Source organism: Bradyrhizobium sp. MI1.4, assembly GCF_055811315.1.
In genome coordinates this window covers 20,182-38,680 of record NZ_JBVVPP010000004.1, presented here as the reverse complement: position 1 = coordinate 38,680, position 18,499 = coordinate 20,182, and the positions used below count along the sequence as shown (strand labels likewise).

Annotated in this window: 21 protein-coding genes and 2 pseudogenes; 11 read left to right on the top strand and 12 right to left on the bottom strand. The window is 62.3% G+C overall.

Annotated elements, in window-relative coordinates; translation table 11 throughout:
* Window positions 1-7: 7 nt before the first annotated feature.
* Window positions 8-988, top strand: coding sequence for a sensor histidine kinase (locus tag AC0L23_RS06130; protein WP_231190903.1), 981 nt, complete (start codon window positions 8-10; stop codon window positions 986-988).
* Between the two features lie 57 nt (window positions 989-1,045).
* Here the strand turns inward: AC0L23_RS06130 and AC0L23_RS06125 are convergent, their stop codons facing one another.
* The 4 genes from AC0L23_RS06125 to AC0L23_RS06110 form a co-directional block, all read right to left on the bottom strand.
* Window positions 1,046-1,390, bottom strand: a complete 345-nt coding sequence (locus AC0L23_RS06125) for a YunG family protein (RefSeq protein WP_473356791.1) — start codon at window positions 1,388-1,390, stop codon at window positions 1,046-1,048.
* A gap of 377 nt (window positions 1,391-1,767) precedes the next feature.
* Complete coding sequence (locus AC0L23_RS06120) at window positions 1,768-2,859, bottom strand: TRAP transporter substrate-binding protein (protein ID WP_018459388.1); 1,092 nt, start codon at window positions 2,857-2,859, stop codon at window positions 1,768-1,770.
* Window positions 2,860-3,077: 218 nt separating this feature from the next.
* Entirely contained in the window at window positions 3,078-4,220 is a 1,143-nt protein-coding gene (locus tag AC0L23_RS06115; protein WP_085352723.1) for an Mrp/NBP35 family ATP-binding protein, read from the bottom strand.
* A 53-nt stretch (window positions 4,221-4,273) separates the two neighbouring features.
* Window positions 4,274-4,711, bottom strand: a complete 438-nt coding sequence (locus AC0L23_RS06110) for a VOC family protein (protein ID WP_473356790.1) — start codon at window positions 4,709-4,711, stop codon at window positions 4,274-4,276.
* Between the two features lie 182 nt (window positions 4,712-4,893).
* Between AC0L23_RS06110 and AC0L23_RS06105 the strand changes: the two genes are divergently transcribed.
* The 5 genes from AC0L23_RS06105 to AC0L23_RS06085 all read left to right on the top strand — a co-directional run bounded on the left by AC0L23_RS06105 (window position 4,894) and on the right by AC0L23_RS06085 (window position 9,630).
* Entirely contained in the window at window positions 4,894-5,766 is an 873-nt protein-coding gene (locus AC0L23_RS06105) for an NAD(P)-dependent oxidoreductase (protein ID WP_473356789.1), read from the top strand.
* A 22-nt stretch (window positions 5,767-5,788) separates the two neighbouring features.
* Entirely contained in the window at window positions 5,789-7,066 is a 1,278-nt protein-coding gene (nhaD, locus tag AC0L23_RS06100; RefSeq protein WP_473356788.1) for a sodium:proton antiporter NhaD, read from the top strand.
* Between the two features lie 137 nt (window positions 7,067-7,203).
* Window positions 7,204-8,799, top strand: coding sequence for a sensor histidine kinase (locus AC0L23_RS06095; RefSeq protein WP_473356787.1), 1,596 nt, complete (start codon window positions 7,204-7,206; stop codon window positions 8,797-8,799).
* 44 nt (window positions 8,800-8,843) lie between these two features.
* Complete coding sequence (locus tag AC0L23_RS06090) at window positions 8,844-9,047, top strand: DUF1289 domain-containing protein (protein WP_473356786.1); 204 nt, start codon at window positions 8,844-8,846, stop codon at window positions 9,045-9,047.
* A 28-nt stretch (window positions 9,048-9,075) separates the two neighbouring features.
* The gene (locus AC0L23_RS06085; protein WP_473356785.1) at window positions 9,076-9,630 is read left to right on the top strand and encodes a TIGR02281 family clan AA aspartic protease; all 555 of its coding nucleotides are present in this window, start codon (window positions 9,076-9,078) and stop codon (window positions 9,628-9,630) included.
* 33 nt (window positions 9,631-9,663) lie between these two features.
* On the opposite strand, the gene dusA is transcribed toward AC0L23_RS06085, so the two are convergent.
* The 3 genes and pseudogenes from dusA to AC0L23_RS06070 form a co-directional block, all read right to left on the bottom strand.
* Window positions 9,664-10,659, bottom strand: coding sequence for a tRNA dihydrouridine(20/20a) synthase DusA (dusA, locus tag AC0L23_RS06080; RefSeq protein WP_256467242.1), 996 nt, complete (start codon window positions 10,657-10,659; stop codon window positions 9,664-9,666).
* A 199-nt stretch (window positions 10,660-10,858) separates the two neighbouring features.
* Window positions 10,859-10,948 (bottom strand): annotated as a pseudogene (locus AC0L23_RS06075) (DUF3606 domain-containing protein); the annotation flags it as partial.
* Window positions 10,949-11,007: 59 nt separating this feature from the next.
* Entirely contained in the window at window positions 11,008-11,148 is a 141-nt protein-coding gene (locus tag AC0L23_RS06070) for a hypothetical protein (protein ID WP_018459397.1), read from the bottom strand.
* 172 nt (window positions 11,149-11,320) lie between these two features.
* Here AC0L23_RS06070 and AC0L23_RS06065 point away from each other — a divergent pair, with 172 nt between their 5' ends.
* The 4 genes and pseudogenes from AC0L23_RS06065 to AC0L23_RS06050 form a co-directional block, all read left to right on the top strand.
* A complete protein-coding gene (locus AC0L23_RS06065; protein WP_026233798.1) occupies window positions 11,321-11,779 on the top strand; it encodes a YidB family protein in 459 nt (152 codons plus the stop codon).
* A 24-nt stretch (window positions 11,780-11,803) separates the two neighbouring features.
* A complete protein-coding gene (locus AC0L23_RS06060) occupies window positions 11,804-12,067 on the top strand; it encodes a GlsB/YeaQ/YmgE family stress response membrane protein (protein WP_018459399.1) in 264 nt (87 codons plus the stop codon).
* 64 nt (window positions 12,068-12,131) lie between these two features.
* A complete protein-coding gene (locus tag AC0L23_RS06055; protein ID WP_085362141.1) occupies window positions 12,132-12,470 on the top strand; it encodes a hypothetical protein in 339 nt (112 codons plus the stop codon).
* 191 nt (window positions 12,471-12,661) lie between these two features.
* Window positions 12,662-13,237 (top strand): annotated as a pseudogene (locus AC0L23_RS06050) (ATP dependent DNA ligase); the annotation flags it as partial.
* Between the two features lie 31 nt (window positions 13,238-13,268).
* On the opposite strand, the gene AC0L23_RS06045 reads toward AC0L23_RS06050, so the two are convergent.
* Window positions 13,269-14,093 (bottom strand): ribonuclease HII, encoded by an 825-nt coding sequence (locus tag AC0L23_RS06045; RefSeq protein ID WP_473356784.1) that lies wholly within the window; start codon window positions 14,091-14,093, stop codon window positions 13,269-13,271.
* A gap of 260 nt (window positions 14,094-14,353) precedes the next feature.
* Between AC0L23_RS06045 and AC0L23_RS06040 the strand changes: the two genes are divergently transcribed.
* Window positions 14,354-15,457 (top strand): DNA topoisomerase IB, encoded by a 1,104-nt coding sequence (locus AC0L23_RS06040; protein WP_473356783.1) that lies wholly within the window; start codon window positions 14,354-14,356, stop codon window positions 15,455-15,457.
* A 365-nt stretch (window positions 15,458-15,822) separates the two neighbouring features.
* On the opposite strand, the gene AC0L23_RS06035 is transcribed toward AC0L23_RS06040, so the two are convergent.
* Genes AC0L23_RS06035 through AC0L23_RS06020 form a run of 4 tightly spaced genes read right to left on the bottom strand, consistent with a single transcriptional unit; the run spans window position 15,823 to window position 18,375 of the window.
* The gene (locus tag AC0L23_RS06035; RefSeq protein WP_473356782.1) at window positions 15,823-16,386 is read right to left on the bottom strand and encodes an endonuclease/exonuclease/phosphatase family protein; all 564 of its coding nucleotides are present in this window, start codon (window positions 16,384-16,386) and stop codon (window positions 15,823-15,825) included.
* Window positions 16,338-16,661, bottom strand: a complete 324-nt coding sequence (locus AC0L23_RS06030) for an endonuclease/exonuclease/phosphatase family protein (RefSeq protein ID WP_473356781.1) — start codon at window positions 16,659-16,661, stop codon at window positions 16,338-16,340. Before AC0L23_RS06030 ends, AC0L23_RS06035 begins: the two co-directional genes overlap by 49 nt.
* Window positions 16,661-17,470, bottom strand: a complete 810-nt coding sequence (locus AC0L23_RS06025; protein ID WP_026233799.1) for a carbohydrate ABC transporter permease — start codon at window positions 17,468-17,470, stop codon at window positions 16,661-16,663. Before AC0L23_RS06025 ends, AC0L23_RS06030 begins: the two co-directional genes overlap by 1 nt.
* Window positions 17,467-18,375 (bottom strand): carbohydrate ABC transporter permease, encoded by a 909-nt coding sequence (locus tag AC0L23_RS06020; RefSeq protein ID WP_473356780.1) that lies wholly within the window; start codon window positions 18,373-18,375, stop codon window positions 17,467-17,469. Before AC0L23_RS06020 ends, AC0L23_RS06025 begins: the two co-directional genes overlap by 4 nt.
* Window positions 18,376-18,499 lie beyond the last annotated feature (124 nt).

The following is an 18,499-nucleotide window of genomic DNA, read 5'->3' as shown; positions in this document are numbered from 1 at the left end:
GGTGACGATGCCCTTGTGGCACGAAAAGCACCTCCGGGCTGCCACTCGCGCCGCCGGTGTCGCTCTATGGTCCTGGAACGTTGATACCGACGCAATCACCATGGATGAACCCGCGTACGACCTTTGGGAGGTGCCCAAGGGCGAGCAGAAAATTACGTTCGAGATACTGTCCAAGAACATCCACCCCGCCGATCTTGAGAGGGTGAGATCGGCATTTGCCGCTACTCGCGCAGTCGTTGGCTCTTACGAGATAGATTTTCGTATTCTGACCGGCAGCGATATCCGTTGGATTTCCGCGCGGGGCCAGGGCGACGATGCCGACATCGCGGATCGAACGATGTTCGGTATTTTCCTGGACGTCACCCAACGCAAGCAAGCCGAGGAAGCCAACGAACTCCTGGCGGGCGAGATGAGCCACCGGCTGAAAAACCTTCTCACCGTCGCAACGGCGCTGACGCAAATGAGCTCACGCTCGGCAGCATCAAAAGAGGATATGGCCCAGGAGCTGACCAGTCGCCTGATGGCTCTTGGACGTGCTCAGGACCTTGTGCGCCCGGTACCGGGACGAAATAGAGAAGGGACGCTTCTCGGAGACCTCATCTCTGTTCTGCTTGCGCCGTACGATGAGGAAGGAGCCAGCGTTCGTATTCGTGTCTCGGTCCCCAAGATGAACGTGGGAGAGGCTTCCAGCACAGCACTCGCCTTGGTGATGCATGAACTGGCAACCAACTCTGCGAAATACGGTGCGCTGTCCCTTTCAAGTGGCACCCTGGACGTATCGTGCAACGCCCATGAGGACGAGGTCGTGGTCAAGTGGACGGAGCGGGGTGGTCCCCCCGTTGTCGCTCCAACAAAGCTCGAAGGCTTTGGAAGCCAGTTGGTGCACCGAAGTATGGCCGCCCAGCTTGGCGGGACCATAACTTTTGACTGGTCGGAAGAGGGTGTGGTGGTCATCCTGCGCATGAGCAAAGACCGTCTTGCGAATTGATGTTGAGCTGATTTCCCGCGCCCACTCCTGTCACCCGTCTGCGATTGGCCCTTGGCTTTACTTCGTACGACGCTCCTGAAAAGCCTCTCTGAGTTCGGCCAGTTCATCGCTTGTCGCTCCCAATTCTGCATCGGCACGGCTTGCAGGCAAATCCTTGTAAGCAATCGGCTGATCAAACTGGCTCGCCGTGAAGTCATACCGCCGGCCTCTAATGCGATTGTAAAAATGGTCGCCGGCCGGCAGCGGCGTCTTCAGCAAGTCGCCGCCGAAGAGCTCGTGGATCAGCAGCGAGGTGACGTTGCATTGCCCCGCCGCCGGATTGCTCGCCGTCCATTGACTGGCGGTTGCCAACGACCAAGCCTTGCGCAACGCGCTTTGAACCTCATCGGGATCGAAGCTCATCGTCAACCCCAGACCACCGAGGCGGAAATTCGGATTATGCGATAATGCCTTTATGCCACTGTTTTGCCCGACGAGTCAAACGGGCGCGCTGAAGTACTCGCGCCTGCCCGCTTTGACGCCCAAAAATACGAAATTGCCATCGCCCGCGCGATGCTTGGGCTGCCTGCCAATTAGTTCCATCGCATCAAGCTGTTGGCTGCACTCGCAACGCCTTGTCCTCTCACCCCTCGTCTACTGTGCATGGGGTTGTTTTTCAGATTTTTTGTTGGACGCCCGCCCGTACCGCGGCGACAACGCCGCTCCGCAGGGTCGCCCCAAAGAAAAAGCCCGGCCTCGCGAACGAGACCGGGCGTGTCGTCTTGCGACTTGCTCGAAGATCAGCCGCGGGTGCGCGAGCGGATCATGAAGCTGTCGTAGGTGTATTCGGCGACCTGCCACCACAGATATTCGTCGGAGCGGTAGGCCTGCATGGCGTCGATCGACTTCTTGAAGTCGGGATTCTTGGCCGAGATCTCGCCCCACAATTCGTTGGTCGCCTTGAGGCAGGCTTCCAGAACCTCATTGGTGAACGGGCGAAGCTGCGTTCCGCCGGCGACCAGACGCTTCAGCGCGCCGGGGTTCACCATGTCGTAGCGCGCGGCCATCCAGGTGTTGGTGTTGACGGTCGCGTTGGTGAGGATCGCCTGATAGTTCTTCGGCAGCTCGTTCCACTTGTCGATGTTGGCGAAGGCGTGAACGGTCGGACCGCCTTCCCAGAAGCCCGGGTAGTAGTAGTACTTGGCGACCTTGGCGAAGCCGAGCTTCTCGTCATCGTAGGGACCGACCCATTCGGCCGCGTCGATGGTGCCCTTCTCGAGCGACGGATAGATGTCGCCGCCGGCGAGCTGCTGCGGCACCACGCCGACCTTCTGAAGCACCTGGCCGGCAATGCCGCCGATGCGCATCTTCAGGCCCGACAGGTCGGCAACGGTCTTGATCTCCTTGCGGAACCAGCCGCCCATCTGGGTGCCGGTGTTGCCGCAGGGGAAGCCCACCACGTTCGTCTTCTTGAAGAACTCGTTGGCGAGCTCGTTGCCGCCGCCTTGGTACAGCCAGGAATTCTGCTGGCGTGCATTCAGGCCGAAAGGCACCGACGCGAAAATCGCGAAGGTCGGGTCTTTGCCGACGTAATAATACGACACCGTGTGGCACATCTCGACGGTGCCCTTCTGGGTCGCATCCAGCGCCTGCAGGCCCGGGACGATTTCACCCGCCTGGAAGACCTGGATCTGAAACTTGTTGTCGGTCATCTCGGCGACGTACTTCGCCATCTGCTCGGCACCGCCATAGATGGTGTCGAGCGACTTCGGGAAGCTCGACGTCAGGCGCCACTTGATCTCGGGCGAGGACTGCGCGATCGCCGGCGAGGCCACCGCGGCGGTCGCCGCCGCGCCGGCTGCCGACACTTTCAGGAAATCACGACGCTTCATCTTTAGTCTCTCCTTGTTGGGGCGTTTCCCCTAACTTCCTCTTTGCTGCCGCTCATTCCGGCGACGCGTTCTTGGGCCGCGTCGAACCGAAGGGGCTTGACTGCCGTGGGCCTTTAACACGGAAGCCCTGCTTTCGAAACGCGACATTGGCATGACAGGGCTCTACGAAAGTCGCATGTCCCCAAGGTATTGGTTTCAAGGGATCGGCTTGGATCCGCTTAGGCCGCGGCGATGACGCCCTTGAGCTGGTCCCGCACCTGTCCCGCAATGGCGCGGTAGATCGCCGCATGGGGACCATCCGGCTCGCTGTCCACTACGGGCGTGCCCGCATCCGAGGTGGCGCGAATCGCCATGTGCAGGGGGATCTCGCCCAGGAATGGTACCCCGAGCTTCTCGGCCTCGTGGCGCGCGCCGCCATGGCCGAAAATGTCGGATTTCGTGCCGCATTGCGGGCACTGGAAATAGCTCATGTTCTCGACGATGCCGAGCACGGGCACGTTGACCTTCTTGAACATCGCAAGCCCCCGCCTTGCGTCGATCAGCGACAGGTCCTGCGGGGTCGAGACGATCACGGCGCCCTTCAAAGGGACGTTCTGCGCCAGCGTGAGCTGGGCATCGCCGGTGCCTGGCGGCATGTCGACGACGAGCACATCGAGCTGGCCCCATACGACGTCGCGCAGCATCTGCGTCACTGCCGACATCACCATCGGCCCGCGCCAGATCATCGCGGTCTCTTCCTCCACCAGGAAGCCGATCGACATGATGGCCAGGCCAAAGCGCTTGAGCGGAATCATCTTGCGCTCGTCGTTCAGCTCCGGCTTCTCATGCAGGCCCGTCAGCCGCGGCACCGATGGGCCGTAGATGTCGGCATCGAGCAGCCCGACCTTGAGGCCGAGATCGCGCAGACCGAGTGCCAGGTTGAGCGCGGTGGTGGATTTGCCGACACCGCCCTTGCCCGAGGCGACCGCGATCACGGCCGCGACGCCCGGAATCTCGGACTGCCGCGCCATCGGCGATTGGGCGCCGCCCTGCGGCGGCGGCTTGTGGGCGTGGACGGGCTGCACGCCCGGCGTGCCGCGGCTGGGAGTTGGCGGCGGTGGCGGCGCGGCGCCGGCCTTCCGCTCGGCGGTCAGCGCCACCATGACGGTGGTGACGCCGGGAATGGCGCGCACCGCGGCCTCGGCCTCGGCCCGGACGGATTCCCAGGCTCGCGCTTCGGCGGCTTCGACATTGATCGAGAAGAACACCTTGCCGTCGGCCGCGCTGATCGCGCTCAGCACATTGGCATTGGTGAGCGCGACCCCGCGGGGCGACTTGATCCTGGCGAGGCTGTCGAGAACCTGTTGCTGCGTCACGCTCAAAGCGCATCTCCTAGAATTCAAGATGCCCCATTAGAGCGGAAACGCCCAAAAGGCTACTGCCTGCCGATATCGTCAGCCATCTCGGCGGGCGCGGCCCCCTGCTCCAGGGCCGCCTCGTAGTTGAGCTCGATCATGACCCCGTTGGGGTCGTGGACGAAGATCTGCCAGAGCTCACCGCCGGGCACTTGGCGGGAGTCGAACTTCATCCCCTTTGAGGCCAGCCGCTGCTTCATGCCGTCAAACCCGCGGCTGGCGAAGGCGACGTGGTGGACAACGCCGGAATCCGGCTTTTGTGGCTCGGCAGTCGGAGAAATATCGACGAGGTGCACCACCGGCTTTCCCTCGCTGTACATCCAGGACCCGGGGAAGGCGAAATTCGGCCGGGCGCCTTTTTCCAGGCCCAGCACGTCCTCGTAGAAGCGGACGGTTTCGGCCAGATTCCGGGTCCGGATATTGAAATGATCGAGCACGCCCACGCTTACGCCGCCCATGCCTTCGCTCCCTTTTTTTGAAGTCCTTAGGTCCACCATCCTAACACAGGCGGGGGCCAAACGAACCCGTTGCCCTCCGGCCTCAAGGGTTTATGGTGCGCCCGATCTGCCGCAATGGCGGAACCGGACGGCCCTCGCCCGGCAAGAACCGTAAAACCCAAACTACGGACAAGGTACTACAGATGGCTAAAGTCGCTTTCCTCGGTCTCGGCGTGATGGGCTTCCCCATGGCCGGACACCTCGTGAAAAAAGGGGGCCATGAGGTCACCGTCTATAACCGCACCGCGGCCAAGGCGAAGGAGTGGGCGGACAAGTTCGGCGGCAAGACCGCGGCGACCCCGAAGGCCGCGGCCGAGGGCCAGGATTTCGTGATGTGCTGCGTCGGCAACGATAACGATCTGCGCGCGGTCACGATCGGTGCCGACGGCGCGTTTGCCGGCATGAAGAAGGGTGCAACCTTCGTCGACCACACCACCGCTTCCGCCGAGGTCGCGCGTGAGCTCGATGCGGCCGCGACCAAGGCCGGCTTCAAGTTCATCGACGCACCCGTGTCCGGCGGCCAGGCCGGCGCCGAGAACGGCGTGCTGACGGTGATGTGCGGCGGCGCGCAGGACGCCTATGCCGGCGCCGAGCCGATCATCACAGGCGCCTATGCGCGGATGTGCAAATTGCTGGGGCCCGCCGGCTCCGGCCAGCTGACCAAAATGGTCAACCAGATCTGCATCGCCGGCCTCGTCCAGGGCCTCTCCGAGGGTATTCACTTCGCCAAGAAAAGTGGCCTTGACGTCGCCGCCGTGATCGAAACCATCTCCAAGGGCGCCGCGCAGTCCTGGCAGATGGAGAACCGCTACAGGACCATGAACGAGGACAAATACGATTTCGGCTTCGCGGTCGAATGGATGCGCAAGGATCTCTCGATCTCGCTGGCCGAAGCCCGTCGCAATGGCGCCAATCTGCCGGTGACCGCGCTCGTCGACCAGTTCTACGCCGAGGTCGAGAAGATGGGCGGCAAGCGCTGGGATACATCGAGCCTGCTCGCGCGCCTGAATCGCTGACACCTCACGAAGTGATCCTGCCTTGCTGACCGCACTCGCCGCAATCTTCATCCTCGCCTATGCGGCGATCGCGCTCGAGCATCCTATCGGGGTGAACAAGAGCGCGTCTGCGCTACTCGGCGCGGGCGTGCTCTGGACAATCTACGCGCTCGCGACCGGCGACCACACGCTGGTCGGCCGTCAGCTTGACGAGTCCGTCGCTGCCACCGCGCAGATCGTGTTCTTCCTGGTTGGCGCGATGACCATCGTCGAGGTCATCGACGCCCATGACGGTTTCGAGGTCATCACCTCCCGCATCAGCACGACCAGCCAGGTCCGTCTGATATGGCTGATTGGCTTCGTTACCTTCTTCCTCAGTGCAATCCTCGACAATCTGACCACCACCATCGTCATGGTCTCGCTGATCCAGCGGCTGATCGCCAAGCGCGACGACCGCTTGCTGTTCGCCTCCCTCATCGTCATCGCCGCAAATGCCGGCGGCGCATGGACCGTGATCGGCGACGTCACCACGACCATGCTGTGGATCGGCGGACAGATTTCGCCCCTGAAAATCATGAGCGCGGTGTTCCTGCCCTCCTTGCTCAACCTGCTGGTGCCGCTCGCATTCATCAGCTTTTCACTCAAGGGCAAGACCATCGCACCACCGCCGAAAGAGGACGGATTGCAGGGCGTCGATCCGTTCGAGCGGAACGTGATGTTCTATCTCGGACTCGGCGTACTGATCGCGGTGCCCGCCTTCAAGACGGTCACGCACCTGCCGCCCTTCATGGGGGTCCTGCTCGGGCTTGGCATCGTGTGGTTGGTCGGCGAGATCGTTCATCGCAAAAAGGATGAGCATGTCCGCGGTCCCCTCACGCTTGCGAATGCGCTGACGCGGATCGACATGGGCTCGATCGTATTCTTCCTCGGCATCTTGCTCGCGGTCGCCTGCCTCGAACATGCCGGCCTGCTCTCCATGGTGGCCAAATGGCTGGACACCGCGATCGGCCGACAGGACATCATCGTGATCGTGCTCGGCATGCTCAGTGCTGTCATCGACAACGTGCCGCTGGTCGCCGCGACGATGGGCATGTACGACCTCGCGCATTATCCACCCGACAGCTTCATCTGGGAGTTCATCGCCTATTGCGCCGGAACCGGCGGCTCGATCCTGATCATCGGCTCGGCCGCAGGCGTCGCCGCCATGGGGCTCGAGCGCATCGAGTTCCTCTGGTACGCCCGCCGCATCGCCGTTCCCGCGCTCGCCGGCTATCTGGCGGGCGCCGTGGTGTACATCGCGCAGCACGCGGCGCTGCATTGAGCGGCTCACGCCGGATCCAAAATTAACGCCGGGTTAACGTAATTCTTTAGCTCCTTAAGTCACCTCTTAAGGATTTCTTGCCAGAGATAGACAATGCAGAAGGCCCGTCCCGCGCGGGCAGGAATTGTTGTTGTGCGATGAGTAAACCCGCTGAAAAGCCCGAGGTTGTGCAGCTTCCGGCCGAGCCGGTGAGCGTGCCGTCGGCGAGCCATCGCCGGGCTGCGGCACAGCGGGTGCGCGAGGCGCGCGATAAGTTAACGTCGACCAGTGGAACCCGGCCGGCTTTCGATGCCGAAATGCTGCGCCATTACGCCCAGACGCGGCTGTCGGCCTCCTATGTCGTGATGCTGCTTGTGGTCGCGACAGGCGTGCTGTTTGGGCTGTGGATGCAGCCGATCCCGGCCGCGGCCTGGACCGCCGGCATGCTTTGCATTCATGCCGCAATGATCCGCAGCTGCCACCGCTTCCTGGCCGAGCCCGCCTCGCCCGCGGCAACGCGCGCATGGCAGACGCGTTTCGTCGTGCTCGACCTGCTCTATGGCCTTTGCTGGATGGCGATCCTGATCCATCCCGTGCTCGACATGATCACGGAAACGCTGATGATGTTCCTGATGCTGCTGGTGATCGCAGTATCAAGCATGCTGGCCGCCAATCTGCCGATCGCCGCCCTCGCCGCCACCGCACCGGTCGCGGTCGCGATGGCGCTGAGCTTCGTGATGACTGGCTCGCTGGATAATTACATCCTGGCCGCGCTCGCCGTCGCCGCCGAAGGCTATTTCGTGTTGCTGGCTCACCGCCTGCACTCTTCGGCCTTCGCCACGCTCGAGGCGCGGGCCGAGAAGGACGCGCTGATTGGCGAACTCGAACAAGCCAAGGCGATCTCGGACGAAGCGCGTCACCGCGCCGAATCCGCCAATGTGGCCAAGTCGCGCTTTCTGGCGCAGATGAGCCATGAACTGCGGACGCCGCTGAACGCGATCCTCGGCTTCTCCGAGGTGATGAAGAGCGAGATTTTCGGCGCGCATGCCGTGCCGGTCTACAAGGAGTACTCGGCCGACATCCACAATTCCGGCGTCCACCTGCTCAACCTCATCAACGAGATCCTCGATCTGTCGCGGATCGAGGCTGGCCGCTACGAGCTCAACGAGGAAGCGGTCTCGCTGGTCGGCATCGTCGCCGACTGCCATCATTTGATGAAGCTGCGCGCCTCGAGCCGTGGCATCACCATCCACGAGGTGTTCGAGCAGGCGATGCCGCGGCTGTGGGCCGACGAGCGCGCGATCCGCCAGGTCGTGCTCAATCTGCTCTCCAACTCGATCAAGTTCACTCCGCAGGGCGGCGAGATCTGGCTCAAGGCCGGCTGGACGGCCTCAGGCGGACAATATCTCTCGGTGAAGGACACCGGCTCCGGGATTCCCGAGGACGAGATTCCGGTCGTGCTCGCATCGTTCGGCCAAGGTTCCAATTCGATCAAGTCGGCCGAACAGGGCGCCGGTCTCGGCCTGCCGATCGCCAAGAATCTGGTCGACCTGCATGGCGGTACGTTCACGCTGAAATCGAAGCTGCGCATCGGCACCGAAGTGATCGTCACCTTCCCGCCCGAGCGCGTGATGAGCGCGCTGGCGCCGATGTCGGATGATTCTCCGCCGCTCCAACCCGAGAGTTCCGCGGTAGCGGACGAGAAGCGCCGGCCCCGCCGCAAGCCGATCATGAGCGCAGGTACGGGCTCGTAACGAGATGCTTGCAGACATGCCCGACCATCCGCCACTATGTCCGAATGAGCAAAGAAACGCCTTGCGTGGCCGTCTGCATGATCGATCCCAAGACCAGGCTGTGCTTCGGCTGCGGACGCACATTGCCGGAGATCGCGCGCTGGCACGCCATGGAGAGCGCGGAACGCATCACGGTCATGGCGCTGTTGCCGGCGCGCATGAATCAGGCTGGACTTCCGCCCATCGCGGGATCGCCGAAACACACCTGACCGGTCGGCGCGCATCTGGAGATGCGCAATGATCCGGTTCCTGCTCGTTCTCATCATGCTCGCCTGCACGGCCGGTGCCGTTGTCGCCTATGGCGATTCCGACCAGATCGCGCGCGCAAGCAGCAAGGTCTCGCATATCTTTCGCGCGCAGACCGCAGCGCCCGCGCCCGCCGTGCAGATTCCGCGCGGCCAGGGCGGCGAATTCGCGCTGCGCGCGAAGATCAACGGCGTGGCCGCACCGATGGTCATTGACACCGGCGCGACCTCGGTGGTGCTGACCTGGGAAACCGCGAAGGCGATCGGGCTGCCGCTCGAGATGCTCGAATACGACGTCGATCTCGAAACCGCGGGCGGTCACACCAAGGCGGCCCGCCTCACGATCGACCGCCTCTCCGTCGGTCACCTCGTCGAGAAATCGGTGCCAGCCCTCGTCGTACAGCGCGGGCAGATGAAGACCAACCTGCTCGGGATGAGCTTCCTCGATCGCCTGGAGAGCTGGGGCGTGCGCGCCGACAGGCTGATGCTCACCGGGTATCCGGAGCTCCAGACCAGTCGCCGCCGCTCGCGCCTGGCAGTCGACTAGACTCTTGCAATCCGGCTCGTCATGCGATTACGGCTAGGCCGCCGCCTCCGCCGGTGCGCGCGCACCGACACGCGCAATCGCTTCGCGTAGCACCTCGAGGCCAGCGCTCGGCTTCACCCCCTGCTCGGCAAGATGGCGGCGGAAGGCGCGCGCGCCGGGGACGGCGTGGAATGCGCCGACGAAATGCCTCGTCATAGAGTGCAGCCTCGTGCCGCGCGCGAGCTGCTGTTCGATGTAGGGCATCATCGCTTCGAGCGCATCCTGCATCGAGGCATGCGGCGCCGCCTGGCCGAAAATGTCGGTATCGACCGAGAGCAGCCGCCACGGCTCCTGATAGGCGGCTCGTCCAAGCATCGCGCCGTCAACGTGATTGAGATGTGCCCTTGCCTCGTCGACACCGGGGATGCCGCCGTTGATGATGACAGGCACATCCGGCATCGCGCGCTTGAGGCGATAGACGCGATCATAGTCGAGCGGCGGGATGTCGCGATTCTCCTTCGGTGACAAACCGCTGAGCCATGCTTTCCGGGCATGTACGATCAGCGCCTCGCAGCCGGAGTCAACGACTGCGTGCGCAAGGTTGTCGAGCGCGACTTCCGGATCCTGGTCGTCAATCCCGATGCGGCACTTCACGGTCACGGGCACGGCCACCGCACCCTTCATCGCCTCGACGCACCTCGCCACGAGATCAGGCTCTGCCATCAGGCAAGCGCCGAAACGGCCGTCCTTCACGCGGTCGGAGGGGCAGCCGACGTTGAGGTTGATTTCGTCATAACCGAACTCCTCGCCGATCCGCGCCGCCAGCGCCAGCTCGCGTGGGTCCGACCCGCCGAGTTGAAGCGCGACCGGGTGCTCGACCAGATCGAACCCAAGCAGCCGCTTCCGGTCACCATGAATGATGGCGCCAGTGGTCAGCATCTCCGTATAGAGCAGCGCCCGCCTCGTCAGGTGACGGTGGAACACCCGGCAATGCCGGTCGGTCCAATCCATCATGGGCGCCACGGAAAAGCGATATTCTCGATATTCCAAGTAGTTATCCTATCCTTACAATGGACTAGAGCAGGAACAAGTGCACACGTGTGCACTCCAAACTAGCCAAAATTGCACACGTTTGTACCGCGTTTGATCTCCCGGTGCACACTAGCGCACATGAAATCCGGGTGGAGCGCACACGCGGTGCCGACCTTTAAGAAGCTCCAGTCGGGCAGCTGGCGCGTTCAAGTCAGGAGGAATCGTATCGCACTTCGTAGTCCTGGCCGTTAGCCACGCGGGCGCGATCTTGTTTGCGTCCCCGTGCGGTCTTCTCCTTCGCTGCCATCTGCTCCTCCGTCCGCGAAACTCATCGCGGTGCGACGCTTCAAGGAATCGCGAGTTCCTTCAAAGAAGCTGTTGCGAGCGCGAGGCCGAACGAACGCGAGCGACGCAGCATCGCGGCTCCAACTTGGTGGGCTTTTCCATTTTCAGTTCCTCGACCGCCTGCACGAAGGCTTCGTCGCGCCGCATGAGCAAAGCGGCCATTTGGCGCACGTCGCGCGAGCTGGTTTGCTCCGGACTTTCGCCCGGAGCCCGCTCCCGTTTTCTTGCAGATGCTTCTCTAGATCCTCCTTTCCAAAACCCACGGCTCGGGAAAACTTGGAACTTCTCAGCCCAGCGTAGGTTGGTTGCCGATCGTTGAACTCAGGAGCCGAAAATGAGCCGCGGAATGCCATCGATGACCGCCCTCTTGGGTATGCTCGCAATCGCGGGGTATCAAAATCGGGACAAGCTGGCGGACATGTTTCGCAATGCGACCTCCGGCCAGCCGGCGGGTGCCAAGGATTCCCTGAGCGGCATGCTCGGCAGCCTTGGCGGCCTAGCGGGCACCGGAGGCGTGGGTTCGCTGCTGAACGGCGGGATCGGCGAATTGCTCGAGCACTTCAGGCAGAACGGGCAAGGCGATGTGGCTCAATCCTGGATCAATCAGGGGCCGAACCGCGAAGTCACCCCGCCCGAACTCCAGCAGGCTATCGGTCCGGACGTCCTTCAAAAACTGGAGCAGCAGACCGGCTTGTCGCAGCAGGAGATTCTCGACCGTTTGTCCCGAGAGCTTCCGACTGCCGTGGACAAATACACGCCTGATGGACGTCTTCCGGCTTCATCGGCGGGATAACACCACAGCGATCGAGGGAGAGACATGAGCATCATCTGGACGATCATCATCGGTTTCATCGCAGGCGTCATCGCGAAGTTCATCATGCCCGGCGACAACGAGCCCTCGGGTTTCATCCTGACCACCATCCTGGGAATAGTGGGCGCGTTCGTTGCGACCTATCTTGGCCAATCTCTCGGCTGGTACCGGCCAGGAGAAGGCGCAGGACTAGTGGGGGCAGTGGTAGGCGCCATCATCGTGCTTTTCGTCTACGGTTTTGTAGCCGGTCGCAGCCGTCGGGCCATCTAACCACAGTGCACGGAATTCTGCGCGTTAGCGGAGAATTCGCCCGGTGTGAAAGGCGATCGGCAAGATGAAATGGATGCTCGTTGTCCTGGTAGGAGGCATGACCCCGGTCAACACCGACCTTGTTTTCGACAAATTCGCCGATTGCCTTGCCGCCGAGGAGCAGATGCGAAAGCACTATACGGACGCTTTCGAGGCCTGGGACCGATGGGCCGCGGCCAATATCGAGCGACGACGCGAATACTCAAAGGTCCGCGATCTCCAGGCCAAACGCCTGCTCAGCAACATCGGTACGTGCGTCCCTCATGCGGGCGGCGACCCCGCGGCGCTTCAGCAGCAGAGCAATCCGACACCTTCTCAAACTCCTCAAGCCGCACCTATGCCCCAACCAAGTCCGAAAACGTGACGTCTGAACGTTTCGAACAGGCGCAGCCGCAAACGAATGTTGCAGCTGCGCTTTCATCGCCCCTGCCTTTATTGTTCTCGCCCCGCGCTGATCTTTGGCCTGCTGACGATTATAGGTGCACGCATCAATGTCGCCCTGACGGACCTGCGGGCTGACGATGTCGGCCGAACTGTAGGCGAGAATGGGCGCTGCCGCTTCTCGAGCGCAAGAAGCGGCTCAAGACCCTCCTGCCGCGCCACAAGCTGATCGCGTTCAGCAACCACCGCAAAGGCGGCGGCACAAAGTTCTTTGCAGAAGCCGAGCTGAGACATCTCGAAGGCATCATGGCCAAGCGCGCCGATAGCCCGTACGCGTCTGGACGCCGGACCGCCGATTGGCTGAAGGTGAAGACCGCGCAGCAGCAGGAGGTAGTGATCGCCGGCTTCACCGCGCCGAGGCGAACCCGGCCCTTCTTCGGCGCCCTCGTGCTGGCGGTACGCGACGCCGATGCATGGCGGTACATTGGCCACGTCGGCACCGGCTTCAGCCACCAAGTTCTCGAAGAGCTTCACCGCAAGCTCGTGAGGCTGAAGACAGCCAAGTCGCCCTTCCCTGGCAAGGTGAAAAATGAGCGGGTTACGACCTGGGTGCGTCCTTCCTTGGTCGCGGAAGTGAAATTCGCGGAGTGGACCAGCAAGGGCGAGCTGCGCCAGCCGGTCTATCTCGGCCTGAGGTCCGACAAAAACGCCAAGGACGTCGTTCGCGAAAAGAAATGGCCGCGAAAATAGTACGCCGAGACGAAACGTGGACCCCAGGAGTTCAGCTCGCGGCGCGCTCGGACGCCGAAGGCCACGGCGGCAGGGGCGGCAGTCCGAGGGCCTTGCGTACAGGTCCGAACGACCTCCGGTGAGCTGCGCATGCACCAAGCCTGGCGAGCGCCTGATAATGAGCCGGCACCGGGTAGCCCTTGTGATCCGCGAATCCGTAGCCGGGGTGACGCACATCGAGCGTCCGCATTATGCTGTCGCGCTCGACTTTCGCGAGGATGGAGGCGGCGGCGATGCTGGCGGACTTGGCGTCGCCTTTAATGATGGACTGCTGAGGGATCTCGATTTCCTTCAACCGCTTCGCGTCAATCAGCAAGTGCTGCGGCGCCAACCCTAGCCCCCGGACCGCACGCTGCATCGCTTGGATGCCTGCCCAATAGATGTTGATCGCGTCGATCTCCTCGACCTCGACGAATCCCACACACCAACTCTCTGCCTTTTCCTTGATCTCCTTCGCGAGTTCTTCGCGAGCAGCGGCATCGAGTTTTTTCGAGTCGTCAATTCCGATTATCCGCGTGCCGGGTTTCAGGATCACGGCGCCGGCGGAGACTGGCCCGGCGAGAGGGCTCATTCCCGCCTCGTCCACGCCTGCCACAATATGATGGCCGCTTGCCCAGAGAGAGGTCTCGAAGCGGAGCATCTTTCGCAGGCGCTGCCCTTCGGACCTGTTTTCGGAGCGCCGTTTATCGATGGAAGCCAGGATGGCACGGGCTCCCGCGCGGGCGTCGGCCCGTAAGACCTGCTCGACGCTGGCCTCGAGGGGTCTTTTCTCGACGACATAGCGCCGCCGCAATTCATCGAGTGAATACTGGGACATGGCGGCCTTCCTGAAGATTGACTGCGGGAAGCGTGTCGGTGAAATTTGTGGCGATTGTCTGAAGCTAGACCATGCCGTCATCGACTGCGCAGCGCCTTGTCGAAAGAACCGGACCGGCTCTCCATCTGAGGTCCCGCTGTTCTGGAGGCCACTGATCCACACCTCGCGTCCACCGACCTCCGAGCGGAACCAACCGGTGTCTTCATCCCTTTAGAATGAGTGGAGCCTCGATCCCAGGGTGCTTCCGAGGGGACCGGCCCATGCTCCGACAAACCAGCAACGAAGAAGAGGTTCTGGACCGCACCGCCGGGGTCACGGCCACCATCGCGGAAGAAGGCCTCCGGTATGTCAGCGACTCCGCGCCGGGGTACACGCGCAAGCGGACTGGAACCACTTTCAGCTACTACGACAAGGACGGCAAGCGCATCACCGATGCCGCCGTCATCCGACGCATCAAAGCAATCGGCATCCCGCCGGCCTACGAATCCGTGTGGATCTGCCCGTCTTCGAACGGCCACATCCAGGCAACCGGGCTCGATGCGCGGGGCCGCAAGCAGTACCGCTACCACGCAAAATGGCGCGAGTTGCGCGACCAGAACAAGTACGAGCACATCATCCAGTTCGCGACCGCGCTGCCAGCGCTGCGGGAGCGGGTCGCCGCCGACATGAAGCGGGACGGACTGCCCCGCGAGAAGGTGCTGGCCACGATCGTCAGTCTTCTGGAGAAGACGTTGATCCGGGTCGGCAACGCCGAGTATGCCGAGAAAAACAAGTCCTACGGGCTCACCACTATGCGCCGCAAGCACGTCGCGGTCGGGCGCGGCGTCCTTCGGTTCGACTTTACGGGCAAATCGGGCAAACAGTGGAAGCTTCGCGTCGAGGACAAGCGGATAGTCGCGATCGTGAAGCGCTGCGCGGAGATCCCGGGACATGAGCTCTTCAAGTACCTGGACGAGGACGGACAGCCCCGCACCGTCGATTCCGGCGACGTCAACGCCTACATCAAGGACATCACGGGCGAGGACTTCAGCGCCAAGGATTTTCGAACTTGGGCGGGGACGGTTCTGGCGGCGTTGGCGCTTGCCGAATTCAAGAAGTACGACAGCCAGGCCGAGGCCAAGCGCAACGTCGTCGCCGCGATCGAAAGCGTCTCGAAGCAGCTCGGCAACACACCGGCGATCTGCCGCAAGTGCTACGTGCACCCGGAAGTCCTGAACGCCTACATGTCTGGTGACCTCGTGAAGATGATTGATGCCAAGATCGCGCAGAAGTTCAAGCGCCAGTACGCCAAGCTCACTCCCGACGAGATCGTGGTGCTGGCATTTCTCCGCAAGCGTCTCAATTCTCTGAAGGCGCCCGCCTAGCCTCGCGTACCAGTCTCCGGACGCCCGCGTCCTCCTCGATGCCTGCGCGCACGCCTCGGCAGGTGCCGGAAGCTGTCGAAGGCGAACAGAAGCTGGCCGGCGTGCTTGTTATTGTCGGCTTGCTTGCCGCCTTCGCGCTTTCTAATCTCGGCCAAACGTAAAAGGGCATTGGACGCCTTCTGAATCAATCACGTGTTGGCCCACCTGCCAGAGTGCATAAATTCAGGCGCGGCTTTGAGGTCAGCCGCCGTCGCGTTCATCGTGGCGTGCCATTCTTTTTTGTTTGACCGAGTTCAGACGTATCGCGACGTAGACCGAGGAAGCCCCCCTTGCAACGACAGCTTTTTAGTAGCTCCTCTATTCCTCTATTCCGAAAGTTCGATTGCAATGGGTTGGTGATCGGATGCATCCGTCGCTTCGTTGACCTCGATGCTGCGAACGTAGCCGGTCAAATCTTCCGTCACGAAAATGAAGTCGCGGCAGTCGGGCCCGTCGGCCCACTGCGCGCGGTCGTAGATTCCGCAAGTCGGCGCACGCGCGCGGCCGGGACGATCGGCGGTCCATGCATCCCGATACGCCAGACGAGGCCGGCCAGATCGGGCAATCAATGCGTGCTGAGGGTCGGCAACATCAAAATTGAAATCACCACACAGCAGGCTCGACGCCGCGACGGTCTGACTTCCATACGGCTCATCGTGCCGGAAGCCGGCCTGCCTCGGACTCATTGACGCGTCCTCCTGCAAATCCAGCAGGCGAGCGATCTGCGCCTCGCGCTGGCCGGCCGAATGGAACTCGAGATGCGTGTTGACGACGCGGACCGCGCCAAACGAGGCCTGAACCGTCACCTCCAGGGCGTGACGGCGCATGCTGCGCACCGTGCCTACACTCGGCCATGGCAGCAGGTGATTGGCAATCTGCAGCACGGGCACCGGGACAGCGTCATATTGCCGAAGTGATGGAGGTTGCCATCACGGTCGACAGTTTCGATAGCAGGTCGGAATATTACGGAGTAGCCGGGCAACAGGGCTGCCAGCTGTGCGCTCTGATCCGCTCCATCACCAAATCTCGAGAAATTCGCGCTCACCTCCTGGAAGCAGAACACGTCGGCATCGAGCGTCTGTCGGGCGACGGCAACGATCCTTGCCAGATCGGTCACGCCGTCGCAGCCCTTTCCGCACTGTATGTTCCAGGTGAGAAGTCTCATTAACGGATGCCTGCACGCATGAATGACTGGACGAACTGACGCTGGAACAGCAGAAACGCGATCAGCAGCGGCGCCATCGTCATCACGGTTGCCGCCGTGATCACTGACCAATCCACGCCGGTCTCAGGCGCGCCGAACACGGCAAGCCCCACGGTGAGCGGCCGCGCTTCCACCGAATTCGTGACGATCAACGGCCACAGGAAGTTGTTCCAGTGATAGCTGACGGAGACGAGGCCAAAGGCGACATAGGTCGGGCGAGCCAGCGGGACATAGACCCGCCACAGGATTCCGAGCGGACCCGCTCCCTCGACCCGCGCGGCTTCGACCAACTCCTGGGGCACACCCTTGAAGGTCTGCCGCAGCAGGAAGATGCCGAAGGCGCTCGCGAGATAGGGCAGCGCGATCGCAGGGATCGTATCGAGCAATCCCAACCTTGCGATCGCGCGGTAGTTCTCGACGATCAGGACGTCGGGCATGATCATCAGTTGGAGCAGAACGAGGGCGAAAGCGATGCCGCTGCCCCTGAACCTGAAGCGCGCAAAGGCATAGGCGGCCAGCGTCGACAGGATGAGCTGACCAACCAGGATCAGCGTCACCAGCACCACCGTGTTGAGATAGTACCGAGCGAACGGCGCCTGGTTCCAGGCCCGGGCAAAATTCTCCAGCGTCCAGGGCGCGGACAGGCTGAACGACGTGGCGTAAGCGGCCGGATGCAGCGCGCTCCAAAAGGCATAGGCCAATGGGGCAAGCCAGATCAAAGCCAGGAGCCATGCTGCGACGGCCTCAATGGGGCGTGTCCGGCCTCTCATTGATAGTGGATCCTGCGATCGAGATAACCGAACTTGATCAGCGCAACCGAGCTCAGCAGCATCAGAAGCACAACCGTCAGCGTTGCCGCGTAAGAGGATTCTTGGAAGGTGAAGGCAACTTCATAAATGTAGTAGAGCAGCAGCGTGCTGGCGTTGTTCGGACCGCCCTTGGTCATGATGACCAGATGGTCCACCAACTTGAAGGAGTTGATGACTGCGTTGATCGTCACGAACAACGTGGTCGGCATCAGCAATGGGAACGTGATCCGGCGGAACGTATACCACCGGCTCGCGCCTTCGATGGACGCGGCCTCTTCGAGGTCCGGCGAGAGCTGCTGCAGCGCCGCCAGGTAGAAAATCATGAAGAAGCCGGCCTCCTTCCAGATCACCATCACGACCAGACAGCCCATCACCGTCGAGGGATCGCCCAGCCAATTCCAGCCGCCGAAACCGAAAAGGCCGCGCAACTGATCCAGCAACCCGTAATCCGGCGTGTAGAAGAATAGCCAGATATTGGCGACGGCGATCATCGGCAGCACGGTCGGCGTGAAATAGGCCAGTCGCAGAAAGCCGCGGCCGCGTATGTTGCGATTGACCCAGATCGCCATCACCAGGGCCAGGGCAATCGAGGTCGGGATCGTGCCGAGCGCGAACCAGAAATTATTGACCAGCGCCTTCCAGAAGATCGGATCGGCCGCCATGGACCGATAGCTGTCAAGCCCGACGAAGGCCTCCGTGCCATTGCGGCGCGTGACGAACAGCGAATGCCGGATCGTCGCCAGAATCGGAAAGTGCGTGAATGCGAGTAGCAGGACGGCCGCCGGCAGCAGCAGCAGCCAGGCATTCACGGTGTTCCACCACGCTTGCGATCGGGCACGGCGCGGGGCTATTGGCGATGAGACCATGGAGTCGGACATCTGTGAGCCGGGGGGGGGGGGGGGGCGGGGCGCCCCCCCCCCCCCCAATTTTTATGGGGGGAAGCAGCCGGCGGGCAGGGTTTTTAGGGCGGGCCGCGCGTACGTCGGGGTT